Below are 23,635 nucleotides of genomic sequence, written 5' to 3'. Positions count from 1 at the left end.
GCAATTGGTAGATACTTGGAAAGTACGAGTTGCTATCAAGGCGAGTTCAACCAGTCGTTGCAACACCGAGCTGTTGAATTGAGTGTAGCTGCTCTTCGAACACCTCGGCAGGAGTACGCCAGCCAAGTACTTTTCGGGGCCTGTTGTTGAGTGCGAGGGCGACGGCTTCGAGGTCCGCAACTGTCCAGCGAGCGAGGTCTGTGCCTTTCGGGAAGTATTGGCGCAGCAACCCGTTGGTGTTCTCGTTCGTGGGCCTCTGCCAGGGTGAGTGCGGGTCAGCGAAGAAGACTTTCGTTCCAGTGTCGATCGTGAACTGGGCATGTCCGGAGAGCTCCTTGCCTCGATCCCAGGTCAGTGTTTTGCGGAGCTGTTCGGGTAGGCGCGTCATCGATGTGGTCAGGGCGAGGTTCATCGCATCGGCACCGTATCCTCCCAGCGATGGGCCGTGCTTCACTGGTGGGCTCATGCCCCACCCTTCGAGCCGCGGCAGGTGCACCAGCAGGGTGGATCGACTGTGGCGTTCGATGACCGTGCCGATCGCTGATCGGCCTGTGCCGATGATCAGGTCACCCTCCCAGTGACCGGGAACCGTGCGGTCGGCGGCTTCTGCCGGACGCTGGCTGAGGACGACATCGGCGGTGACATGCCCCTGCGGCTTGTTCTGCGACCGCGCCCGCGGCTTGCGCAATGCGCGTCCGGTGCGCAGACAAGCGACCAGCTCGCGCTTGAGCGCGCCACGGCCCTCAATGAACAATGACTGGTAGATCGCTTCGTGACTGATGCGCATGGACTGATCATCGGGGAAGTCGATCCGCAGCCGGTGAGAGATCTGCTCCGGACTCCACGCCGTAGTCCATCGACGATCCTGCCGGTGCGGCTTGTTGCGGCCCTTCCAGTGCGTCGTCGCCGGCCCAGCGACGACGGTTCCGTCTGCGCGGGTCACTGATCCATCGAGGCGTTCTTGGACGTACTCACGAAGTCGATCGTTGGCGACGAGCTTGGCGACTTTCGGTCGCTTGGCCGACTGCTGCGCCTTCCACTGAGCGACCGTGGCACGGTACTCGAGTGTGCCGGCACGAGAGGCAGCGTTCCGACGCAACTCTCGTGAAATCGTCCCCGGATCCCGCCCCAGAGTGCGGGCGATCTGCCGGACTCCGGTTTCTTTGGCGCGCAGGATCGCGATCTGCTCTCGCTCCTCGAAAGACAGGTAGCGTCCAGACGGTTCTGCCATATTGATCGGTGCCATGCCGCCAGCATGACGAAACCAGCGCGTCCCCACAGGAACCGACACGCCGACCGCTAACGACGCTTCCGCTGTCGTAAGACCCGTCGCGATCGTCCGCCAGAACTGGCGCTGCACCACCCGAGAGGGATCCGGCCTCCCCGGAGAACGCATTGCCGGTCGAAGCGCACGATCTGCGCGCCACTGCCGCCGCATACCCGCCGGAACGTCACTGGTCTTCCTACTCCAGTCCCCTGTCGCCATTGCTGAACACCTCCATGGTTAGGGTGTTGCGACGACCGATAGAATTCGCCCAATGCGCGGGAGTCAATGTGCAGATCGAATCCACTTCGGATGAACAAAGTTCATTGGACGACCAGCAAATTCAGCGGATTCGACGCAAATCCATTTCTGTCCTCGCCGCAGGACAGATTCTTGGTGGCTTGGGCAGTGGCGCAACCCTGACCTTGGGGTCGCTGCTGATTGTGAATGTTTCCGGGCTCGATGAACTGGCCGGCATGGCGGCAACCATGAATACACTGGGTGCCGCCGTCATGGCACTGCCGCTGGCGATGCTCGCTCAGAAATTCGGCCGGCGTGTTTCGCTATCAACAGGTGCCTTGCTGGCGGCCAGCGGCGTCACCATCATCATTGCCTCAGCATTCCTGAGATATTGGCCGCTGCTGCTGCTCGGCATGCTGGTTCTAGGAACCGGCTCGGCAATGAATCTCCAATCCCGATTCGCTGCCACGGATTTGTCCAGCAAATCCACTCGCGGCCGTGATCTCTCCGTCGTCGTATGGTCGACAACCATCGGCGCAGTAATTGGTCCCAACTTGTTCGAGCCTGGCGAAGAACTCGCTCGGTTCATAAGTCTCCCATCGTTTACCGGAGGCTTTCTCATCGCCATGTGCGCGCAACTGATCGGCGTGCTGGTTTACTGGGTTGGCTTGCGTCCCGACCCTTTGCAGATTGCACAGCAACGAGCTGCTGTCCACACGCAAAAAGCCCAGCTTCGCCGCAGTGGCTGGAACATCCTGAAAAACATTCCCGCAGCTCGACGCGCGGTGCTCACCGTGGCTTTGACCCACCTCTACATGGTGTCCATGATGTCAATGACTCCAATCCACATGCAGCATCAAGGGGCAAATCTGACGCTCATCGGCATCACGATTTCAATTCATGTTGCCGGGATGTACGCATTGTCGCCGGTATTCGGCTGGCTCACGGACAAGGCAGGAGCGCGGACGATCATCTTCGCAGGGCAAGCATTGCTGATCACGGCAAGCATACTCGTGTGGATCGATTCAGAGAGCCACACCGTGACAACCTTTGCTTTGCTGAGCCTGGGACTCGGCTGGTCTGCGGCCACAGTTGCCGGGGCAACAATGATTTCCGGGGCGGTTGGTATTTCAGAACGTCCACAACTGCAGGGCACCTCGGATCTCTGCATGAATCTTGCCGGTGTGCTTGGAGGGCTTAGCGCTGGCCCGGTCCTGGGAGCCGTCGGGTTCCAAGGGCTGGCCGTGGTGCTGTTGATCTTCGCGATGCTCATGATTGCTGTGAATTTGAAGCCAAACAGCTCGGATGCTGTCTACGATTAGCGGATAGTGCCAAGCTGGAAGCCGGTTACTTCACACGGAAGGTACGGGCTCATGGCAGAAGATACACGGTGCGTCATTGTTGGGGGAGGGCCGGCCGGAATGGTGGCCGGTTTGCTGCTTGCCCGCAGCGGTGTGCCAGTAACGGTTCTTGAGAAGCACGCAGATTTCCTCAGGGATTTTCGTGGCGACACCATCCACCCCTCAACGCTGCAGTTGCTTGATGAAATCGGGCTGATAAGCGAGTTCGAAAAGATCAATTTCAGCAAGGTTGCTCAAGCGAGCATCCCCGCCAGGGATGGCTCGCCAGCTACAGTTCTCGACCTGTCGCGGTTGGAGCATCCATTTCCGTTCATCGCCATGGCGCCGCAGTGGGATTTCCTCAACTTGTTGGCTCGTGCAGGTGAAGCCGAACCGAATTTCGAGCTGAGGATGAGTACCTCGGTAACTGACGTTGTCACCGAAGGAGGCCGCATAATTGGCGTCAAATATGAAGACTCGGCCGGCGGCGGTGAAATGCGTGCATTGCTCACTATTGCGGCAGACGGCAGGTGGTCCCGTGTCAGAGAAGCAGCCGCACTGCCGATGAGGGAATTCTCCGTACCGATTGATGTGTGGTGGTTCAAGATTCCAAGCAACGTCGATCGAAAGAACGAACTGACTCCAGCATTTGCCAAGGATCGATCTTTTGTCCTGATTCCGCGCGAGGGATATGTGCAGGCAGCCATGCTTTTGCCGAAGGGGCACGATGCCCGGCTACGCGCAGAAGGCGTCCAGTCATGGAGGAGGTCAATCATCCAGGCCGCTCCCGAGCTGGCAGACGGCGTACAAAGTTTGGCCCTTGATGATGCGAAGCTTCTGGACGTCAAGCTAAATCGCGCGAAACAGTGGTGGCGGAGAGGCCTGCTGTGCATTGGGGATTCTGCCCATGCCATGAGTCCAGTTGGGGGAATCGGCATCAACTTGGCTGTGCAGGATGCTGTAGCAGCTGCACGGATCTTGGCGCGGCCTCTTCGGGAAGGGACGATTTCTGATCATGATGTGGCAGCAGTACAACGCCGCCGAACCGTCCCGACAGTTGCTACACAGCTGGTTCAACGAGTTATGCATCGCGGGCTAACCCGCGTCATGCAGGCCAGCGGCGAATTCCGGGTGCCGATGCCGGTAGCTTCCGCTTTTCGCTTGTTCCCGAAGCTCACGACATTGCCAGCTCGTCTGCTTGGTGTAGGGGTTCTTCGCGAACGACCTCCGGTCGAAGCCTGCCGGTAGAAAACAGTTAAAAGCAGCAAAGGCGCAGTTCCATCCTTGCGGGGAACTGCACCTTTGAAGAAAGTCTCTTAGCGAGCCTGGATGTTGGTAGCCTGTGGGCCCTTTGGACCAGCTTCCAGGGTGTACTCAACGGTCTGGCCCTCTTCGAGGCTACGGAAACCGAAGCTCTGGATTGCGCTGTAGTGTGCGAAGACGTCAGCCGATCCATCCGAAGGAGCGATGAAGCCGAAGCCCTTTTCAGCGTTGAACCATTTTACGGTGCCAGTGGCCATAGTGTTATTTCCTTATTTATTGATGGCCACGATGTGGCCTGGTTGCCGATCCGAAGTTTCGAATCGGAAAATTTAGGGGTTACCTCGCGCAGAGCTGCCGAGAACGATTCGCCTGCCGTCGATACGGAGCATCGAATACTGATTTTGCCGGTATCGGCCAAAACGGGGGTCGCTGCACGTGCTTAGACATCATCGGTTTCCAGGCTGCTAACGGGTAATGACCCCACGCTAACGGAGTAGAACAAGGAAGCCACAGAAAAGTGACGCACGGAGACGTCGAGATGTTTTATCTGCAGTGAAGAAGAGAAGATGAAGAATTCGTTTCGATAGGAGTTCATTCAATCTGAAGATCGATGAACCGATTTGCAAAGCACAGACGATTTGTTGGCTGTGCTACAAATCCTACTGCTAACAATTGCTGGCGGGGACTCACACCTGCAACCGTTGAGGTAACGAATAAAGCCTACCATTGATCGCCGGCCGGTGGGGCGTGACGTGTGATACGTGGGTAATCTGCCGAGGAAAATCACACCATCGGAGTTCACGACTTGTCGATTGACTAGTACGTTAGCAAGATGTAATTCTCTGCAGAATTGATGAGCATTATTCTCGCGCCCATCGGGTGGCCGCAGCACGGCCCCCTGGAAATTAGTGCGCCAGGGGGCAGGGGCAGCAGCTACGGTTTCGCTGGCGCTGGGGCCTTAGCCAACCGACTGCCCAGCAGATCAGCATTGATGGCAGCTCCTGCGACCGTTCCAGATGCTGCCGCGGCCATGACCATCGCGCCCAGGTTACTGGCGTTTCCCGCGGCGTATACTCCGGGCAGAGCGGTAGCGCCCATTTCATTGACTTGGATGAAGGTGCCAAGCGGATTTTCGGCAAGCTGCCCGCCGAGCGACAGGTAAAGCGAGGCTTGCGCGTTCATCTGGCTTGCCACTACCAGTGCCTGCGCGTTGACCTTTCGGCCGTCTGCAAGGGTCACTGAATCCAGATTCCCCTGAGCATCGAAATCGATCGCTTGCACTGCTTGCTCGATGACCGGTATTTCCAAGGCGGCAAGTGTTGCGCGATTCTCGTCGTTCAATGCGGCCGGGGTGTGGTTGATGAAGGTGACGTTAGGGCTTAGCTGGCTGAACATCATCGCTTGATGGGTGCTCATAGGTCCGATACCGAGAACCAGGATTTCCTGGTCGCGGACTTCCCAGCCATGGCAGTAAGCGCAGTGGACCGCGGTATCGCCCCATGCGCGGGCCAAGCCTGGAATCGCAGGCAAGTCATCGATCAGACCCGTCGCCAGCACGATGCGGTCTCCGCTGAATGCTTGGCCGGACATCGTGACGCGGAACCCGGTTTCCATCGATCCGCTGAGGCCGTCGACTGCACCTTGGATAATTTGCACTCCGTAGTTCATGGCCTCCTGCCGTCCGCGGGACAAGAAGTCAAGGGGATTGATGCCTTCGTTTCCCAGGATGTTATGCGCATGCTGCGCTGCAGCGTTTCGCGGCTTTCCTTCATCGATAACCAGCACAGTGCGCCGCGAACGGCCTAGCGCGATGGCGGCCGCGAGTCCCGCACTGCCGCCGCCGATGACGATTGCTTCGTAATGTTCCATGTCCCTCTCCTTGCTGCGTTCGGTGTACTGTCCACGGTATCGACGACTTGCGCGAAAGGGTGTACCGTTTTGCGCATGACGCAAGAAATCGATGTGGATCAGATTATCCGGCAACGTATCAGGACGCTTCGGCAGAATCTCGGATGGTCATTGGAATCATTGGCGAGCAAGGCATCCCTCAGCGTTTCCACGCTCAGCAGGATCGAAACAGGAAGCCGTCGTATTGCCCTTGACCAGCTGATACCCATAGCCAAGGCGCTGAACACCAGTTTGGACGAGCTCGCGTCAACCTCTGAGGCCGAGATCATTATCCGCCCGGAGCCGATTTCGATGCCGGGGGTCACCATGTGGAAGCTGTCCACCGATGACGCGGTGAACGGTGTGAATGTTTCGAAAATGCGCTTCGATCCTTCGCAGGCGCCCGCTCCCACCGAGCTGCGCATCCATCCGGGCAAGGAATGGTTCACAGTGCTCCTCGGCGAGATCCAGCTGAAGCTGGGGGATCGAACCTACCATGTGAAGGCAGGTCAATCCGCCCAGTTCGACACCATGACTCCTCATGCGATGTGGGCGGTCAATGGTGTTGCCGAGGTGCTCGGAATCATGGATCATGCCGGCCAGCGAGCCCATGAGCACGACACAGCCGGCTAGTTTAGTGAATTCAATTACTCTTGGATAGCCTGAGGGCAGAGTATTGAACACCGCGATGCCAGGAGGGCAACGATGACGCACCAGCTCAACGAAGAGCTAGAACAGACCCTAGCTGATGGCGATTTCTATTTTGAAGCTCTTGGCGATGGGCGCTATCGCTCGTCATGGCATTCCCAGGGTGCGTGGAATCCGCATGAGCAGCATATGGCTCCCGCCTCGGGAATCTTGGCTTATGCCTTGGAAAATTTCCAGCCACGCGCAGACATGCGCATCGCACGGATCAGCTACGAAATCCACGGTCTGATCCATGCCGGGGAATTCGAGATCTCAACGCGAATGGTCCGTCCCGGCCGGACGATCGAATTGATTGAGGCCGAGATGACTGCCAAGGGCCGCACCAGCATCGTTGCGCGCGCCTGGCGAGTCATCCAGAGCGACACCAGTGCGGTAGCAGGGATCGAAGACAAGGAAATCCCGGGTCCAGATGCCTGCTCGGTCCGGGACATCAGCGAGAAATGGCCTGGTGGCTACATCAAATCCATCGAGATGCGTGCCAATGATGAACTGCGCCCAGGTCGGGGCTTCGCATGGCTGCGTACTCCTTATGTGCTGGTCGACACGGGAGACGCTACTGCGTTATCCAGCCTGGTGGGAATGATCGACACGGCAAACGGCGTGGTGCCACGTGTGGATCCGGGTGAAGGGACCTGGATCTACCCGAACGTGGATCTCCAGATCCACATGTATCGCATGCCGGTAGGCGAGTGGCTGGGGCTGGATGTCCAGCAGAGCTTCGGCACCGACGGCATCGGACTGACCTCAACGGTTTTGCACGATGAAACTGGCCCTTTCGGCCGGGCCGAGCAGATCCTGACGGTCCGTTCGCGCTAGTTCGATGCGCCGGCTGAAAGCTTGGCCAGCAGCTTCTTGAGCTCTGGCTTGGACTTCAGCGTGAACTGCCGCTGGCGGTACTTTTCCCGGTCTGCGCTGTGGGCCTGGAAAAGTGCATAGCCGCGCTTGGCCAGGAATAAGATCGGCTTCCGGCGCTGTGCCACGTCGCGAACGAATCTCCGAAGAGCGGTGACCAAGGCCGGTTCGTCGACATAGTACGCCTGGACATTGATGCCCTTGGCACGCAGCGGCTCAAGGATTTCGTAGAGGAAGATGCCTTCGGCGACGATCGGTCCTCCGGCGCACGTGATTTCGCGATGCCCGTTGTAGCTCGAGGTTGCGATTGAGTAGTTGGGGACCATGGTGGTACCGCGCTGGAGCAAATCATCGATTGCCTGCAGCGCGGCTTCCTGATTCCAGGTAGCCGAATCGTCCCAGTCGATTTCGCCGTAGCCGGTGCGGGGGAACTCAACAGGATTCCCGTCTTCACTGATCTGGCGGTAGAACTCGTCCAGCGGCAGATGAGGCTGGCCGAATTTCGACGCGAGATAGGACTTGCCGGATCCGGACGGCCCGGCAATCAGGATGACAGGGGTTGAAGAATTTGGCACGCCTTTTATTATGGCCCAGAAATGCCGGCCTTCGGCAACCAGCTGCTGTGACATCTACTCCACCTGAATCGATTTGCTGAATTAGACTCAGTTCCATGAGTTTGTGGAATGCCCAGTCAGATGCGCCGTTATCCGTGGAAATCGAAGTTCCAAGCGGAGACCCGGCAACTGACCTAGAACGCGGAGTGCAGTTGCTGCGCGATGTCCAGTCGGGCGAGAGGGGTTCTTTGCTACGGCTCTATCGTCCGGACCCGACTCTGGCCTTTGGCCAGCGTGATGTGCGTCTGGACGGCTATGAGGAGGCGCGGGAGGTGGCGCAGCAGCTCGGCTTTGCGCCATTGGTGCGCAAAGCCGGTGGCCGAGCCGCGGCATATCACCGGGGCACATTAATCGTTGACCACATTGAGCCCGAAGCTGAGGCAGTGATGCGCCAGCAAAGCCGCTTCGAGGTATTTGCCCGCGTCTATGCCAACGCCTTCCAGCGCCTTGGCGTAAATGCGCAGGTCGGGCCAATCCCGGGGGAGTACTGCCCCGGCGATCATTCGGTACATGGTCTCCCTGACGGGAACTCGCCGCGCAACTATCCAGTGAAGCTGGTAGGAACGGCTCAGCGTGTGGTTTCCGGCGCATGGCTGTTCTCTTCAGTCTTTGTTGTCGAGGATTCTTCGTCCTTGCGCCAGGTCCTTGATGGGGTCTACCAGGCAATGGGTGTTCCGATGGATCCGACAACGGTAGGCGCAGCGAACGATTTGCTCGCCGGTGTCACCACTGAAGCATTTGTTTCCGCGTTGCTCGTGGAATACCGCGAGCACGCAACGCTGCACGGTGCATAGCGCAGCTTAAAAAAGCATCGGCACCTGCTAGGGGGTGCCGATGCCTGGTCTTGCGAGTGGAACTATGCGCCGACGCGCTCAACAACCTCGTCGATGCGCGGGTTGGTGGCTGCGGTTCCATCCGGGAAAATCAGAGTTGGAACGGTCTGGTTGCCGTTGTTGAACGACTCGACGATCTCCGCGGTGCCTTCAACTTCTTCGATATTCACCTCGGTGTAGGCGACACCCTTCTGGTCCATCAGGCGCTTGAGGTTGCGGCAGTAGCCGCACCAGCTGGTGGTGAACATGGTGACTCCGCCGGCAGCGGGAACGTACTGGTCAAGGTTCAATTCATTGCTCATAGTTGGTGTAACGGCACGCATGTTGACTTTGTTCCCGGCTGGCCGGAAAAAGTTCGCTGAATTCTCGGACGCTGCTCGCTAGACTGGGGAGCAGATTTTCCTTGAGGCCGGACTAGGGGGCAAGCGATGTGCGGACGATATGTGATGGCCAAAGCTATCGGCGATCTGGTGGCGGAGGCCGAGGCCGAAGCTGACGACAACCTGGAATTGCGCCAGTCATGGAACGTTGCGCCAACCACCGATGTGCCGATTGTGCTCGAGCGGCTGATCGGCGATGATCTGCACCGCCAGGTCCATGTCGCCCGGTGGGGGCTGGTGCCAGGCTGGGCGAAGGAGCTTTCGGTCGGGGTGCGTGCCTTCAACGCGCGCAGCGAGACGGCCAGCACCAAGCCGACCTTCCGCTCAGCAGTGAAGAAGCGCCGAGCCGTCGTCCCGGTGGAAGGCTACTACGAGTGGAAGAAGGAGGGCAGCAAGAAACGCCCCTTCTACGTGCACCGCGAGGATGGAAAGCTGATCTTCTTCGCCGGCCTCTATGAATGGTGGAAGGACGAGGACGGATCCTGGATTCTTTCCACCTCGATCATGACCATGGACTCGCCTTCGGCTGAAGAACCAGGGGTGCTTGGCGAACTTGCCGGCCTGCACGACCGCTTGCCCATTCCGCTGGGCAAGGAGATGATGGGCCGTTGGATGAACCCTGCCGAGGAAGATGGCGAAGGGCTGATCGAGCAGATTCGTGCAGAAGCGTTCGATGTGGCCTCAGAATGGACCATGCATGAGGTCGACACCGCTGTCGGCAATGTGCGCAACAACTCTCCGGAGCTGATCGAGGCGCACAGCAACTCGCTGTTCTAGCGCTGGTGCCGGGCGGCGTGCTGCACCATCCAGGCGCCGTTGGCCATGGCGAATACTGCCAGCCCCAGTCCCATCAGCCGCCGCGCGGCAACGCCCGCCGGGGACGTGGCCAGCGAGGACAGCTGTGCGTGCGTCAGCGGCTCGTAGGCGAACCAGCCCAAAGGCACCGGTTGCAGCGTATCCCAGATCTTCAACCCGGCCCCTGCCAGGAACAAGGCCAAGGCGAGCGCGGCCAGGATCCAGGGCACGGCTCTGAGGGGGCGCACCGCCAGGATGCGGCGCATCAGGAGGATCCCGGCAGCCAAGCAGAGGGTGACGACGCCGAAGAACACCAGCGCTCCTGCGGCAAGGAGCACTGGGCTCGGCGACTGCGAGATCGCTCCGGCGGCCGAGGAGAAGCTATCTGCGGCGGTGGCCACAGGTTGGCGGCCGTCGTGCCAGATCAAGACGAGGCCGCAGAGCAGGGCGGCAAGGCCGCCATAGCCTGCCGTTCTCTGGATCCGCAAATGCGTTTCAGGCATGGATTCATTATTCCATCGATGGTGCGGGAAACAAGGATGGCGGCGGCAGCCGGCCCGCAGGCCGGCTGCCGCCGCCATTTGGTGGAATCGCTGTCGCGGGTCAGTGCCCGCGCTTGATCCATTCATCCAGGTTCGGCGCTTCGGCACCGATGGAAGTGGCATCGCCGTGACCGGTATTGACCACCGTTTCGGCTGGCAGCACCAGCAGCTTGGTGCGGATCGATTCAATGATCGTCTCGAAGCTGGAGTAGCTGCGCCCGGTAGCACCCGGTCCGCCGTTGAACAGGGTGTCGCCGCTGAACAGCACGCCGAGGTCTTCCGCATAGAAGCAGGTTGAACCTGGCGAGTGCCCCGGGGTGTGCAGCGCGGTCAGCGAGGTGCCGGCGATGGTGAATGAATCGCCTTCGCTGATTTCCGCGTCCACGTCGCGCTCCGGGTAGACAGCTTCCCAGAGCATGCGGTCTTCCGGGTTCAAGAACAACGGTGCATCAACGGCGTCGGCGAATTCGCCGGCGGCGCGGATGTGGTCGTCGTGCCCGTGGGTCAGCAGCACGGCCATGACTTCGCGCTCGCCCACGGCTTCGCGGATCTTGGCAACATCGTGTGCCGGGTCGATCACCATGACCTCGGAATCATCGCCGATGATCCAGACGTTGTTATCGACATCCCAGGTGCCGCCATCCAGCGAGAAAGTGCCGGAGGTGACGACGTTCTCGATGCGGGCAGCCATTAGAGCTCCACCACCGAACGCAGCACGGTGCCTTCATGCATCTTCTTGAACGCCTCTTCGATTTCATCGATCTTGATGCGTTCCGTGACGAAGGAGTCCAGATCCAGCCGGCCGAGCTTGTACTGCTCGACAAGCATCGGGAAGTCGTGGCTTGGCAGGCAGTCGCCGTACCACGAGCTCTTCAGCGAGCCGCCTCGGCCGAAGACGTCCAGCAGCGGCAGCTCGAGCTTCATCTCCGGGGTCGGGACGCCCACCAGCACCACGCGGCCTGCAAGATCGCGGGCGTAGAAGGCCTGCTTGTAGGTTTCCGGACGGCCTACAGCATCGATCACCACATCGGCGCCGAAGCCGCCGGTCAGTTCCTGGATGGCTTCCACGGCGTCGACCTTGGCGGAATCCACGGTGTGGGTGGCGCCGAAGGTCTTCGCGGTTTCCAGCTTGTCAGGGTTGACGTCCACCGCGATGATGGTGGTCGCGCCGGCCAGCTGCGCGCCGGCGATGGCGGCGGCGCCGACGCCACCGCAACCGATCACGGCAACCGACTCGCCGCGCTTGATTTCACCGGTGTTGATTGCCGCGCCGATGCCGGCCATGATGCCGCAGCCGAGCAGGCCGACGGCTGCCGGATCCGCTTCTTCATCCACGATGGTGCACTGGCCGGAGTGGACCAGGGTCTTCTCGGCGAAGGAGCCGATGCCCAGGGCAGCCGACAGCTCGGTGCCGTCCTCGAGGGTCATCTTCTGGGTGGCATTGAACGTGTTGAAGCAGTACTTCGGCTCGCCCTTGGCACAAGCGCGGCACTGGCCGCAGACTGCACGCCAGTTCAGGATCACGCGGTCGCCGACCTTCACGTTGGTGACGTTCTCGCCGATCTGGCTGACGACTGCGGTGGACTCGTGGCCCAGCAGGTAGGGGTACTCGTCGCCGATGCCGCCGAGCTTGTAGTGCAAGTCGGTGTGGCAGACACCGGTGGTGAGCACGTCGACGACTACTTCTCCGGGACCCGGGTCCGGAACGATGATGTCGACGACCTCTACCGGCGCATCCTTGGCGCGGGAAACAACGGCTTTGACCTTATGAGGCATGGGATTTAGCTCCTGGAACGATTGACTGTTGCTGTCTCGATGCTATCGGTGTCCTCGGCGCTTATGGAACATTCGTGACACAATGACGCAGGCTGTTTCGCCCAGAGCCAATTTGCGCAGGTGCACCACGAGTTTCCCGGAACGTATGTGACGGCGCAAGGGCTGCGCCTCGGGCTCAGGCTCCGCTGAGCAGGAGGACGGCACCGAGGGCGGAAACCAGTGCCCGCGCCGAATTGGCCTTGATCCACTGTGGTGCATAGAGCTCCCAAGCCAGCGACCTGCTGCTCCAGCCGCCGATTGAGCGGAACGTTGGCTCCGAGGGTGAGCGGGGCACCGTTCCCATCGGGCTACATCGCCAAACTGCGCCTGGCCTTGGCCCATGATGCGCTGCTTGCCTGCGATGTCGGATGTTCCTCGCCCTTTCGTTTATCGCGGCCTTTCGCAGGGCCTATTCAGCCAGCTCATCGACGCTGCGAGCCGCTGCGCTCGGCTAACCCAAACTGTCGGTCGCGCTGACTAGTGTAACTGTCATTCGAACACGTGTTCGAATAGAATGGTTCTACTAGGTAAGGAGTGCGCACGTGGGGATGTTCACCGAGTCGATCGAGGTGGCTCGCGCAGCGAATGGGATGCCGTTGCGCGTGACCTGGCAGGGGCAGGACTACCGCTTGGTGGCTGAACCGCAGCGCTGGTTCGAGCGCCGCAAATGGTGGGATGAGAACCTGCGGATTCCCCGCGGAGCCGGTGCGGGGATTGCCGACTACGAGATGTGGCGCCTGCAGCTGGTCGCCGTGCGTGGATCCCGCCAAGTGCACAGCGTCGATGTGAGTTTTGATGCGCAAACTGAACGGTGGCGCCTGGTGCGCGTGCATGACTCGCTGGCCCGCAGCGCCTGATGTGCCGGCAGGGGAACATATTTTCGAAGGACATCCATGAGCTTCACCCATCTGAACGTCAGTTCTTCATACAGCGCCCATTACGGCGTCTCGCACCCAAAGCAGCTGGCCCAGGCGGCCAAGGCGCAGGGGGCGCAGATGCTCGCGCTGACTGACCGGGATGGGCTGTATGGGACGGTCAAGCATGTGGCAGCCTGCATGGCAGAAGGGCTGCACCCGATTCTCGGGGTGAACCTTGCGGTGCTCGATAGCCACGGGGAAACCCAGGGGCGGATTGTCCTGCTGGCCCGCGGGCGCTGCAACGGTGCGGGATATGCAGCGCTGTGCCGGGCCATCACCCTCGCGCATGGCACTGCGCACGGCGTTCCGGGGCTGGAAGCCGGGCAGTTGGCGCATCTGGGCGCCGGCGGAAATCTGATGATCCTGCTCGGCGGGGAGTCGGACGTGTCTCGCGCAATCCTCAAGGGAAACTACGCTCACGCCCGGGCGCTGCTTTCCAACTGGAAGAAGCGGCTGGGAAAGATGCTGCGCGTGGAGATCACCACGCACCTTTCCAGTCCCGGATCGCGCTACAGCCTCGGCGAAGCAGGCCGCATGCTGCGCTACGCCCACGAGCGGGGGGTCAAAGCAGTCCTCACCAACGCCGTCCGCTACGTGGACCCCGACGGGGCGGTCACCGCAGACATCCTGGACTCGGCGCGCGCCCTGCACAGCCTGAAGAACCTGGACTCCTGCCAACCCAACGGCCAAGGATGGCTGAAAACCCCGCAAGAGATGCGCCAGCTGGCCAAGGAAATCGGTTATGCCACCGAAAGAAGCTGGGCGCACCAGCTGCTGCGGGAAACCGAAGCGCTTGCCGAATGGGCTGCGGCCGACCCGGTGGCTGATCTCGGATGGAAGAAGCCGGTCATCCCCGAGGCCAAGGTCCTCGGCCTGGACCGCCCGGCCATGCAAGAGCTCACCAGCCGCGTCTACGGCGCGGTGCCAGGGCTCTTGCCGCACGCCAAACCCAGCCTCATTGAAAAACAGCTGGCTCTGGAACTCGGGGTGATCGACCGGCTGGACTTCGCCGGGTATTTCCTGACCGTCGCCGAAACCGTCAAGCTGATCACCGGCATGGGAATCCGCGTGGCCGCCCGCGGCTCCGGCGCCTCCTCGCTGGTGAACTACCTGCTGGGCATCAGCCAGGTGAACCCGCTAACCCATGACCTGGTGTTCGAACGCTTCCTCTCCGATACCCGCACCACCTTGCCGGACATCGATATCGATGTGGAGTCCGCACGCCGCCACGAGATCTACCGGGAGATCTTCGCCAACTTCGGCGAAGAGCGCGTGAGCCTGATGAGCATGCAGAACGCCTACCGTGCCCGCGGCGCGGTCCGCGATGCAGGAGCCGCCCTCGGGGTGGAGCAGGAACAGGTCGACGAGATCGCCAAGCAGCTCTGGCGCTTCTCCGCGTCCTCTTTCCGCGAAGCGCTCACCGAGAAGCCGGAACTGGCGGCATTGGCCGAACGCATTACCGATGACACCCAGCTCGATATCCTCATCGACGCCACCGAACGCCTGGACCGGCTGCCGCGCCATATCTCCATGCACCCCTGCGGAGTGATCCTCTCCGACGCGAGCCTGCTGGACCGCACCCCGGTCCAGTCGTCGGGCATCGGGCTGCAGATGAGCCAGTTCGACAAGCACGACATGGACCTGATGGGGCTGATCAAGCTCGACGTGCTTGGGGTGCGCATGCAATCAGCCATCGCCTACACCCTGGAAGAGATCGCCCGCATGCACCCGGACAAGCAGTCGGTCGCGCGCGCCGGAGGGCATGTGGATGACAGCTATATCTCCGCTGCCGGAGCGATCGACCTGTCCCGGGTGCCGCTGGATGACGAACCCACATTCGAATTGATCCGCTCAACCCATACCCTGGGCTGCTTCCAGATCGAATCCCCGGGCCAGCGCGAGCTGATCGGCAAGCTCGCCCCGCGCGAATTCAACGACCTGATCATCGACATCTCGCTGTTCCGCCCTGGCCCCATGCAATCGAATATGGTCAAGCCCTACCTGGAGCACCGCCACGGCTTCGCCCCGGCCCAATACCTGCACTCGGACCTGATTCCAGCGCTCGCCGAAACCCATGGGGTCACCGTCTTCCATGAACAGGTGCTGCGCATCCTGGATGTGATGACCGGTTGCGGGCTGGGCATGGCCGATGTCTACCGCCGGCTGCTGGGGAATCCGGACAAGGAACCAGCCGTAGAACGCTATGTGCGCACCGAAGCAACCAAGCGCGGCTACAGCCAGGAGACGATCGACAAGGTCTGGGAAGTGCTCTCCGGTTTCGGGTCCTTCGGCTTCTGCAAAGCCCACGGGGCGGCCTTCGCCGTGCCCACCTACCACTCGGCCTGGCTCAAGGCCCACCACCCCGAAGCCTTCCTCGCCGGCATCTGGGAGCACGACCCGGGCATGTACCCCAAGCGGCTGCTGGTCTCCGAAGCGCGGCGCATGGGCATCCCCATCCTGCCGCTGGACATCAACCGCTCCACCGGACACTACCGAGTCGAACGAGTATTCGAATCCGCTCCAGCGAAGCTCCCGGTGGTGCCACGCGCGCCCAGCTCGCTGCGCCCTGGACGCTACGGGGTCCGCCTGGCCTTCCGCGACATCCACCAGATGAGCGAACGCGAAGTCGAACGCCTGGTCGCCGGCCAACCCTATGAGCACCTTGCAGATGTCCGCGCCCGCGCGGGGCTCTCGCGCCGCACCTACCAGAACCTCGCGGCCCTCGGCGTCTTCGACTCCCTGCTCGCCGGGACCTCGCGTGCCGACACCATCGCCCACACGCAATCGATGGCACACAGCTCCCTTCCGCCCAAATACCGGCCTGGGCCCGGGCAGCTGGCGCTTGACCTCGGGAAAATCGAACACATCAAGGCCACGGGAACCGAGCTGAAACCTGCCGAAGTGGTGCGTACCGAGCTGGACCTGATGCACCTGGATGCCAGCGAGCACCTGATCTCTTCCTACCGGCAACGCCTGGCGCACCTGCCTATTACCCAAGCGGCCGAGCTGCTGCAGTTGCGCAACGGAACCGAGGTCCTCGTCGCTGGAGTGCGCGTGGCCACCCAGACTCCTCCCATGCGTGGAGGCAAGCGAGTGGTCTTCATTTCCGTGGACGACGGGACAGGCTGCATCGATGCGACCTTCTTCGACGACACCCAGCAACGCACCGGGCCGTTGCTTTTCTCTACCCGCATGCTGCTCATCCATGGCGTCACCCGGCGCACCGGACCACGTGGCATCTCGCTGCAGGCGCTGAACGCCTGGGACCTGCATCAGCCCGAAACCTTGCCCGCTGCGGGGTACCTTGAAGAGCAGGGCCGCCCGCAAATCAGCTACCGGCCAAAGCTCGGCGAAGGTGCTCGCAGCATCGAGAGCGTCGGTGAGCTGGCCAAGCGGATGGAAGCCGAAGGGCTGGACCAGAGAGGGGCATGATGCGCTGGTTCGCTGACAGGGTTTTGCCCAGCATGTACATTGGCTCCAAAGGAACAAGTACTTGACGCGAGGGGCAAAGGAACGTGAATGCACAGGATGAACAATTCTTTCTCAAGTGCGTTCAGGCAAACCCCGTCAACCAGCAAATCCTCCACCTCGCCCCGCAGCTAGGTGTTTCGGACTGGTGGCTCACTGCAGGCGCACTATTCCAAACGGTATGGAACGTGCTTGAGGGCAAGGAGCCGCAAAACGGAATTCGCGACTACGACCTCTTCTACTTCGATGAGGACACGTCCTATGAGGCAGAAGACGCAGTCATACGCCGGGCCAAAAAACTCTTCAAAGGCATCGACGCAGAAATCGAAGTCCGCAATGAAGCACGCGTCCACATGTGGTACGAAGAGCACTTCGGGGTGCCAGCCATTCCCTTCACCAGCTCCACGGATGCCATCGATCATTTTGCGGCGAAGACCTGCTGCTTTGCGGTCACCCGTGATGCGCATGGGCAAATAGCCACCTACGCCCCGCATGGATTTGCAGATCTATTCGCCCGGAAGATCGTTCCGAACCCAGTGCTTGCCCCGCGGGAAGTCTACGAAGCCAAGATCAAAAGGTGGTTATCCCAGTGGCCCTCGCTGAGCGCTGACCCCTGGCCCGAGTCGAAAGCATCGACGAACATCACCGAAGGCTGAAAAACCTCACACCGAAGACACGTGCCCGTCCGCGTCGATCACGAAGGACGGATTGTGCACGAAATCCCAGCGGAACCCGTCCGGGTCGGCCACGCAGGCACTCTTGCCGCCCCAAGGCTGAACCGTCGGTTCGGTGACCGACGTTGCTCCAGCATCAAGCGCTCGCCGGTAGAACCGTTCGACTTCCTCATCGGTGTGCACGTTATGTCCCAGGGAAACAGGGGGAGCTTTCTCGCCGTGCCCGATATCGCCATACTCGCTGGGCATCTGCGTAATATCCCACAAAGCCAGCATCAAGGAATGCCCGGCACGTACAAAGGCAATCTCCGGGTGGGCTGGCTGCACCAGCTCGAAACCCAGTCCCTCGGTATAGAACCTGGTTGAAGCACCGACATCACGCACGCCGAGGGTGATCGCGCTGATGGTCGGCGGGGCCGACTTGTTCATGTAACCAGCCTAGGGTGCCCTGATCTCGATTGATAGGCCTGGAAGGTGCACACCTCATGGCGTGGGGAAGGTTTTGCGCGAGCGCGTTCGTTGCGAGTACTGCGTCTCTCTACTTCTATACCTCAGGAGGGCTCGTCACTGCCGCAGGGGGAGTTGCGCTATTCGCGGTGCTGGTTATTGGGGTCGTCCGCATAGTGCGAGCTTCAGGGAAAACTGCAGGCAGTTCAACTTCTGGCTGACTACAGATGGATCCACTGTTCGTTGCGAGGCGACGACAGGTCGCGCTCACGCTGGGCGCGGAGTTCCAGGTCGACGCGGCTCGGCAGGTGATGGTTGCGCTGTACGCTGCTGGGAGTGCGGCGCAAGCCAAGCCGCCGGGACGAAACGGATGAGTTTGATGCTGGATAGTTTTTCATGCTCGGTTCTCCTTGAACCTGCGTCGGCTCGTCTTCTGCAGAAACCAAACCTGCAGATTCCTTCGCCTCGACTTCGATCTGAGAATTTGCGCTCGCCGGTTCGCTGGACCACTGATCCGGGTGCGGGATGCCGCGCACGTGCCGTGAGCACCAGGCGGCGATAGCTGCAACGATCACCAGTGAGCCGAAGAACAGCAATGTCGGTCCCATGCCCAGCCATTGCAGGCCGAGCCCGGTGAGGAACGGCGCCAGCGGCAGAGCCGACAGGGCCATGAACAAGATCAGGGAATTGGCTCGTCCTGCCATTTCCCGCGGGACTACTGCCATGAAGTAGCCTCCGACCGACGCGTTCAACGCAGGAACGCTCAGGTAGGCCACCAGCAGCATGGCACCCAGCCAGAGCAGATTTGTGTTGAAGCCCATTAGCAGCATCGCTCCGCCCAGAACGCTCAAGCAGCTGCAGGCCAGCACGCCCGTCCGGAATTTCTCGATCAAGCGTCCGGCGAACAGCGAACCGGCGAATATGCCCAGGCCCATGAATGTGGATACCAGGCCGATTACCCATGGGGTTTCGCCGCGTTGCTGCAACCCATAGATCAACGTCGTGTTCAGTCCGTTGGTTCCGATATTGATGACGGTGATCAGGATGAGCAGGCTGCGCAGCTGCGGCCTGGCGAAGCACCATCGCATGCCCGCCGCGATGCCGGGCGAGACCGGACGGCTGCCGGCCGGGGAGTGCTCCATGGGCTTTGACATGGCTTCGGCTGCGCGCAATGGTCCGCGCAGCGCGAACCCCGAAGCGGCGGCGAGCAGCTGCAGGAAACTGACAGCCAACAGGGCAAACCCTGCTCCGAATCCGAGCAGGAGCCCGCCCAGCGGAGCCGCGCCCAGCATGAGCACCGAATCGCGTCCCTGATTTGCCGCCATGGCTCGTCCCAACTGCTTGGGATGGACCACGTCCTTGAGTGCGGCATTCGTGACGGCACCGAAATAGCCTGAACGCAGTTCCATGAGCACGTGGGCCAAGCAGAGCACTGCTACGCTCAGCGAGCCGCTCATGCTGGCCACTGCCAGTGCCAAGGTGAGTGTCGCACCGCAAATCCCTCCGGTGAGCATCATGCGTGCCCTGTCGGAACGGTCGGCCACGGAGCCGCCAAGCAGCGTCAAGCTGGCCCGCGCGGCCAGTCCCAGGGCGGCCAGCGTGCCGGCCTGCACCGTCGAACCGGCCAGTCCCAGCAGGATCAGCGGCAGCACGAAGGAGTAGATGCCGCCAGCCAGCAAGGCCGTGGTGTCGGCGACCCACCAGATGCGGTAGCTGCGCTGGTAATGCAATGCCGGCAGCAGTTGTGCGCCGGCAGCGGTTGCCTGCGGCTGAATCAGGGGAGTCTGGTCCATGGTCATGCATCAACCATAGACCCGCAAATAAACTTGCGCAATAGAATTTGCGCAACTTAATTTGGGCAATTGCTATGCTGATCCCATGACCCAAGCACAGTCGAATGTCACGTTCACCACGCCAATGCTCAAGGCCATGGCCAACCCGTTGCGTAGGCAGATCTTCGATGCATTGGCGGCGATGGGCACCGGGCGTGCCTCCGATATCGGCGAACTGCTGGGTCTGGCCCCGAACAAGGTCAGCTTCCACCTGCGCGAGCTGGCCAAGGCCGAGATGATCGAGGAGGCTCCCGAGCTGGCGCGCGACAAGCGCGACCGCGTCTGGCGTCCGGCGGCTACCGGCTACACCACGGGCCAGCCCGCGGACCGCACCGGGGATGGTTCGGCCACCGCCATGAACGCCTACCTCGGGCAGGTCATGCACGACGAGCAGCGGCGCTTGGAAGCCGCCTTGGCCCACGCCCAGCGCTGGTACGGAGCCAGCGATTCCAGGCCGGACCTGGCGCAGCTGAGCACCAGCAACCTGATGCTCACCGAAGATGAACGCCAGGAGCTGCAACGTCGTTTGGATGCGGTGATCCCCGCCTTCCGCAAGGACCAGCAGAGCGGGAAGATCGCAAGTTCGCAACCAGCCTCTCAGCGCAAGCTGTGGCACTACTCCGGGCTGCTGTCGGCCGACGAGCTGTTGAACGGGTCACACTCGGGCGAACAATCGGCACAAAACCCGAAGTGAACCGGTTGCGCGACGCAATGCTGAACTAAACTGGATTCTGGCTGGCTGTGGCCAAGGTATGCCACAAGCTATGAAGCCATCACAGATTGAAAGGTAGAACCCGATCTCATGAGCGAGCAGCTGACTCTCACCATTGACGGCGAGCAGGTACAGGTGGACGCGGGAACGACCGGTCTGCAGCATTTCGCCAATGACAAGGACGTGGTTGTCATGCACGTCGATGGCGTACTGCGCGACCTGGCCCGCGAACTGGAAGCCGGAACCACTGTCACCCGCGTAACCATCAACGATCCAGAAGGATTGGAGGTGCTGCGCCACTCGACCGCCCACGTGATGGCCCAGGCTGTGCAGCAGCTGCGCCCGGATTCCAAGCTGGGCATCGGCCCGTACATCACCGATGGTTTCTACTTCGACTTCGATGTCGAAGATCCGTTCACCCCGGAAGACCTCAAGCAGCTGGAAAAGATGATGCAGAAGATCATCAACCAGAACCAGCTCTTCGTCCGCCGCGAAGTGTCCCCAGCGGAAGCCAAGGCCGAGATGGCCAACGAGCCATACAAGTGCGAGCTGCTGGCGAAGGCCGACTCCGCCGACACCTCCGGCGAAGGCGTGACCGTGGAGGTCGCCGCCGGCGAGACCACCATCTACGACAATGTCGACCGCAAGTCCGGCGACACCGTCTGGAAGGATTTGTGCCGCGGCCCGCACCTGCCGAACACCAAGCTGATCAAGAATGCGTTCGCACTGACCCGCTCGGCCGCCGCCTACTGGCTGGGCAGCGAGAAGAACAAGCAGCTGCAGCGCATCTACGGCACCGCCTGGCCAACCAAGGAAGACCTGAAGGCCTACCAGGAGCGACTGGCCGAGGCCGAGCGCCGCGACCACCGCAAGCTCGGCGCCGAGCTGGACTTGTTCTCCTTCCCCGACGAGCTGGGCTCGGGCCTGCCGGTGTTCCACCCCAAGGGCGGCATCATCAAGCGCGAGATGGAAGACTACGTGCGCGACCGCCACGTCGAAGAGGGCTTCCAGTACGTGGGCACCCCGCACATCTCCAAGGACGGGCTGTTCCACACCTCGGGCCACCTGCCGTACTACGCGGACACCATGTTCCCGGCGCTGCACATCGACGAAGAGCGCGACGAAGATGGCAACATCACCAAGCAGGGCCAGGAATACCGGCTGAAGGCGATGAACTGCCCGATGCACAACCTGATCTTCCGCGGCCGCGGACGTTCCTATCGCGAACTGCCGCTGCGCCTGTTCGAATTCGGCCACGTCTACCGCTACGAGAAGTCGGGCGTGGTGCACGGCCTGACCCGCGTGCGCGGCTTCGCCCAGGACGATTCGCACTCCTACGTCACCAAGGAGCAGGCACCGGCCGAGGTCGAGCACCTGCTGAACTTCATGCTCTCCTTGCTCAAGGACTTCGGCATGGACGACTTCTACCTGGAGCTGTCCACCCGTGATCCGGAGTCGGACAAGTTCATCGGCACCGATGAGCAGTGGGCGGAAGCCACCGCCGTGCTTGAGCGCGTTGCCACCGAATCCGGCGTCGAGCTGGTGGCCGACCCAGGTGGAGCTGCCTTCTACGGCCCGAAGATCTCTGTCCAGGCCAAGGACGCCATCGGCCGCACCTGGCAGATGGGCACCGTGCAGTACGACTTCAACCAGCCGGCGCGCTTCGGGCTGGAGTACCAGGCTGCCGACGGAACCCGCCAGGAACCGGTGATGATCCACGCCGCGAAGTTCGGCTCCATCGAACGCTTCCTGGGCGTGCTCACCGAGCACTACGCCGGAGCCTTCCCGGCATGGCTCTCCCCGGTGCAGGTGCGCGCGATCCCCGTGGCCGAAGCCTTCAACGGCTACCTCGAAGAGGTTGTCGCCAAGCTCAAGGCCGAAGGCGTGCGCGTGGAACTGGATGACTCCTCGGACCGCTTCCCGAAGAAGATCCGCAACGCGTCCAAGGACAAGATTCCATTCGTGCTCATCGCCGGCGGCGAAGATGCTGATGCGAACGCCGTGTCCTTCCGCTTCCGCGACGGCAGCCAGGAAAACCAGGTGCCCATCGATGATGCGGTAGCCCGCATCGTTGAAGCCATCAAGAGCCGCGACAACAACAACTAGTTCGGACAGGGAGTCCATTGAGCATGCAGGAACACGCAGACCAGTCCGTCACCGACGACTTCGAACTCGCCGGAGTGCCGGATTCGTTCCAGCGGCTTTGGACTCCCTACCGGATGGCCTATATCAAGGGCGGGCAGGACCAGGTCAAGGACGAGGCCAGCTGCCCATTTTGCGCCGGTCCCGGCCGTACCGACGAGGAGGCGCTGATTGTCCACCGTGGCAAAACCTGCTATGTGATCCTGAACCTGTTCCCGTACAACCCCGGCCACCTGCTGGTCTGCCCGTATCGCCATGTGCCGAACTACACCGACATCACGGTCGAGGAAACGGCGGAAATGGCGGCGCTGGCGCAGCAGTCCATGCGCGTGCTGCGCAAGGTGTCCAATCCTGCCGGTTTCAACCTGGGGATGAACCAGGGTGAAGCCGGGGGAGCAGGTATCGCCGCCCACCTGCACCAGCACATCGTGCCCCGGTGGAATGGCGACGGGAACTTCTTCCCGATCATCGCGCAGACCAAGGCCATCCCGCAGACCCTGTCGGAGGTTCGCAGCGCGATTGCCGGGGCATGGGACAGTGAAACGCCGAGCTAGGCATTAGCGGGCAAGTACAACGCGCTGCGCATCAAAGGAGAAATCCTGCGGTGCGCAGCGCGTTTTTCGTTGCACGCAAGCGCTGGTTGTCCTGCCCCTTCATTGACCGGCCGCAACCTCTTGCCCGCGCCGAGGCACCGGTGCCAGCTCCCAGGGCGCCGCAGATCCACGGGTGCTGGCCACGGGGAGCTTGGGTTTCTGGCCAGCAATGCTCACCTGCTCGGGATCCAGTTGCTGCTGAACGGGTTTCTGCCGCGCTGGGGCACTGCGATTACCTGGACAGTGTACGGACTATCGATGCTGGCCGCCATGTCCGGCAGCCTGTTCTCGCTGCCACCTGAAGCCATCAAGGCCAC

Annotated in this window: 22 protein-coding genes; 12 read left to right on the top strand and 10 right to left on the bottom strand. The window is 61.3% G+C overall.

What is annotated here, in order from left to right:
• Positions 1 to 46 precede the first annotated feature (46 nt).
• Positions 47 to 1,438 (bottom strand): IS30 family transposase, encoded by a 1,392-nt coding sequence (locus ACR9WD_RS08915; RefSeq protein ID WP_434921957.1) that lies wholly within the window; start codon positions 1,436 to 1,438, stop codon positions 47 to 49.
• Between ACR9WD_RS08915 and ACR9WD_RS08910 the strand changes: the two genes are divergently transcribed.
• Positions 1,396 to 2,826, top strand: coding sequence for an MFS transporter (locus ACR9WD_RS08910; protein ID WP_434921956.1), 1,431 nt, complete (start codon positions 1,396 to 1,398; stop codon positions 2,824 to 2,826). The genes ACR9WD_RS08915 and ACR9WD_RS08910 overlap by 43 nt on opposite strands.
• Before the next feature lie 51 nt (positions 2,827 to 2,877).
• A complete protein-coding gene (locus ACR9WD_RS08905; RefSeq protein WP_434921955.1) occupies positions 2,878 to 4,092 on the top strand; it encodes an FAD-dependent oxidoreductase in 1,215 nt (404 codons plus the stop codon).
• A gap of 68 nt (positions 4,093 to 4,160) precedes the next feature.
• On the opposite strand, the gene ACR9WD_RS08900 is transcribed toward ACR9WD_RS08905, so the two are convergent.
• Both ACR9WD_RS08900 and ACR9WD_RS08895 read right to left on the bottom strand, forming a co-directional pair.
• Positions 4,161 to 4,364, bottom strand: coding sequence for a cold-shock protein (locus ACR9WD_RS08900; protein ID WP_013349123.1), 204 nt, complete (start codon positions 4,362 to 4,364; stop codon positions 4,161 to 4,163).
• A 676-nt stretch (positions 4,365 to 5,040) separates the two neighbouring features.
• Entirely contained in the window at positions 5,041 to 5,976 is a 936-nt protein-coding gene (locus ACR9WD_RS08895) for an NAD(P)/FAD-dependent oxidoreductase (protein WP_434921954.1), read from the bottom strand.
• A 93-nt stretch (positions 5,977 to 6,069) separates the two neighbouring features.
• Between ACR9WD_RS08895 and ACR9WD_RS08890 the strand changes: the two genes are divergently transcribed.
• On the top strand, positions 6,070 to 6,627 hold the full coding sequence (locus ACR9WD_RS08890) for a helix-turn-helix domain-containing protein (protein ID WP_367651317.1): 558 nt from the start codon (positions 6,070 to 6,072) through the stop codon (positions 6,625 to 6,627).
• A 72-nt stretch (positions 6,628 to 6,699) separates the two neighbouring features.
• Positions 6,700 to 7,518: a thioesterase family protein gene (locus ACR9WD_RS08885; protein ID WP_073706172.1), complete on the top strand. Its 819-nt coding sequence runs from the start codon at positions 6,700 to 6,702 to the stop codon at positions 7,516 to 7,518.
• Here ACR9WD_RS08885 and ACR9WD_RS08880 read toward each other — a convergent pair.
• Complete coding sequence (locus tag ACR9WD_RS08880) at positions 7,515 to 8,183, bottom strand: uridine kinase family protein (protein ID WP_073706173.1); 669 nt, start codon at positions 8,181 to 8,183, stop codon at positions 7,515 to 7,517. The two genes, ACR9WD_RS08885 and ACR9WD_RS08880, sit on opposite strands and share 4 nt — an antisense overlap.
• Positions 8,184 to 8,224: 41 nt before the next feature.
• Between ACR9WD_RS08880 and ACR9WD_RS08875 the strand changes: the two genes are divergently transcribed.
• Complete coding sequence (locus tag ACR9WD_RS08875; protein WP_434921953.1) at positions 8,225 to 8,962, top strand: lipoate--protein ligase family protein; 738 nt, start codon at positions 8,225 to 8,227, stop codon at positions 8,960 to 8,962.
• A gap of 62 nt (positions 8,963 to 9,024) precedes the next feature.
• On the opposite strand, the gene ACR9WD_RS08870 is transcribed toward ACR9WD_RS08875, so the two are convergent.
• Positions 9,025 to 9,303, bottom strand: a complete 279-nt coding sequence (locus ACR9WD_RS08870; RefSeq protein ID WP_038991221.1) for a mycoredoxin — start codon at positions 9,301 to 9,303, stop codon at positions 9,025 to 9,027.
• A 126-nt stretch (positions 9,304 to 9,429) separates the two neighbouring features.
• Here ACR9WD_RS08870 and ACR9WD_RS08865 point away from each other — a divergent pair, with 126 nt between their 5' ends.
• Entirely contained in the window at positions 9,430 to 10,158 is a 729-nt protein-coding gene (locus ACR9WD_RS08865) for an SOS response-associated peptidase (protein ID WP_073706176.1), read from the top strand.
• Here the strand turns inward: ACR9WD_RS08865 and ACR9WD_RS08860 are convergent.
• From ACR9WD_RS08860 to ACR9WD_RS08850, 3 genes are all read right to left on the bottom strand, one after another.
• On the bottom strand, positions 10,155 to 10,679 hold the full coding sequence (locus ACR9WD_RS08860) for a hypothetical protein (RefSeq protein ID WP_073706177.1): 525 nt from the start codon (positions 10,677 to 10,679) through the stop codon (positions 10,155 to 10,157). The two genes, ACR9WD_RS08865 and ACR9WD_RS08860, sit on opposite strands and share 4 nt — an antisense overlap.
• A 100-nt stretch (positions 10,680 to 10,779) precedes the next feature.
• Positions 10,780 to 11,409 (bottom strand): MBL fold metallo-hydrolase, encoded by a 630-nt coding sequence (locus ACR9WD_RS08855; RefSeq protein ID WP_038991218.1) that lies wholly within the window; start codon positions 11,407 to 11,409, stop codon positions 10,780 to 10,782.
• Positions 11,409 to 12,494: an S-(hydroxymethyl)mycothiol dehydrogenase gene (locus tag ACR9WD_RS08850; RefSeq protein ID WP_038991217.1), complete on the bottom strand. Its 1,086-nt coding sequence runs from the start codon at positions 12,492 to 12,494 to the stop codon at positions 11,409 to 11,411. Before ACR9WD_RS08850 ends, ACR9WD_RS08855 begins: the two co-directional genes overlap by 1 nt.
• 587 nt (positions 12,495 to 13,081) lie before the next feature.
• Between ACR9WD_RS08850 and ACR9WD_RS08845 the strand changes: the two genes are divergently transcribed.
• From ACR9WD_RS08845 to ACR9WD_RS08835, 3 genes are all read left to right on the top strand, one after another.
• A complete protein-coding gene (locus ACR9WD_RS08845; RefSeq protein ID WP_233125289.1) occupies positions 13,082 to 13,390 on the top strand; it encodes a DUF6504 family protein in 309 nt (102 codons plus the stop codon).
• 36 nt (positions 13,391 to 13,426) lie between these two features.
• Positions 13,427 to 16,882: a DNA polymerase III subunit alpha gene (locus tag ACR9WD_RS08840; RefSeq protein ID WP_434921952.1), complete on the top strand. Its 3,456-nt coding sequence runs from the start codon at positions 13,427 to 13,429 to the stop codon at positions 16,880 to 16,882.
• An 83-nt stretch (positions 16,883 to 16,965) separates the two neighbouring features.
• Positions 16,966 to 17,574 (top strand): nucleotidyltransferase family protein, encoded by a 609-nt coding sequence (locus tag ACR9WD_RS08835; protein ID WP_038991214.1) that lies wholly within the window; start codon positions 16,966 to 16,968, stop codon positions 17,572 to 17,574.
• Positions 17,575 to 17,580: 6 nt separating this feature from the next.
• On the opposite strand, the gene ACR9WD_RS08830 is transcribed toward ACR9WD_RS08835, so the two are convergent.
• Positions 17,581 to 18,021 (bottom strand): VOC family protein, encoded by a 441-nt coding sequence (locus tag ACR9WD_RS08830; RefSeq protein WP_038991213.1) that lies wholly within the window; start codon positions 18,019 to 18,021, stop codon positions 17,581 to 17,583.
• Positions 18,022 to 18,260: 239 nt separating this feature from the next.
• The gene (locus ACR9WD_RS08825) at positions 18,261 to 19,838 is read right to left on the bottom strand and encodes an MFS transporter (protein ID WP_434921951.1); all 1,578 of its coding nucleotides are present in this window, start codon (positions 19,836 to 19,838) and stop codon (positions 18,261 to 18,263) included.
• A gap of 79 nt (positions 19,839 to 19,917) precedes the next feature.
• On the opposite strand from ACR9WD_RS08825, the gene ACR9WD_RS08820 reads away from it, so the two are divergent.
• The 3 genes from ACR9WD_RS08820 to ACR9WD_RS08810 all read left to right on the top strand — a co-directional run bounded on the left by ACR9WD_RS08820 (position 19,918) and on the right by ACR9WD_RS08810 (position 23,279).
• Complete coding sequence (locus tag ACR9WD_RS08820; RefSeq protein WP_073706182.1) at positions 19,918 to 20,565, top strand: winged helix-turn-helix domain-containing protein; 648 nt, start codon at positions 19,918 to 19,920, stop codon at positions 20,563 to 20,565.
• A 108-nt stretch (positions 20,566 to 20,673) separates the two neighbouring features.
• A complete protein-coding gene (gene thrS / locus ACR9WD_RS08815) occupies positions 20,674 to 22,689 on the top strand; it encodes a threonine--tRNA ligase (RefSeq protein WP_190263601.1) in 2,016 nt (671 codons plus the stop codon).
• A gap of 23 nt (positions 22,690 to 22,712) precedes the next feature.
• Complete coding sequence (locus tag ACR9WD_RS08810) at positions 22,713 to 23,279, top strand: HIT family protein (protein WP_121866869.1); 567 nt, start codon at positions 22,713 to 22,715, stop codon at positions 23,277 to 23,279.
• Positions 23,280 to 23,635 lie beyond the last annotated feature (356 nt).

Origin of the sequence: Glutamicibacter sp. PAEs-4 (assembly GCF_051161755.1) — a bacterium.
Classification (GTDB): Bacteria; Actinomycetota; Actinomycetes; order Actinomycetales; family Micrococcaceae; genus Glutamicibacter; species Glutamicibacter nicotianae.
Note: the sequence above shows the minus strand (reverse complement) of the source record. Positions and strands in the feature narration are given on the sequence as shown.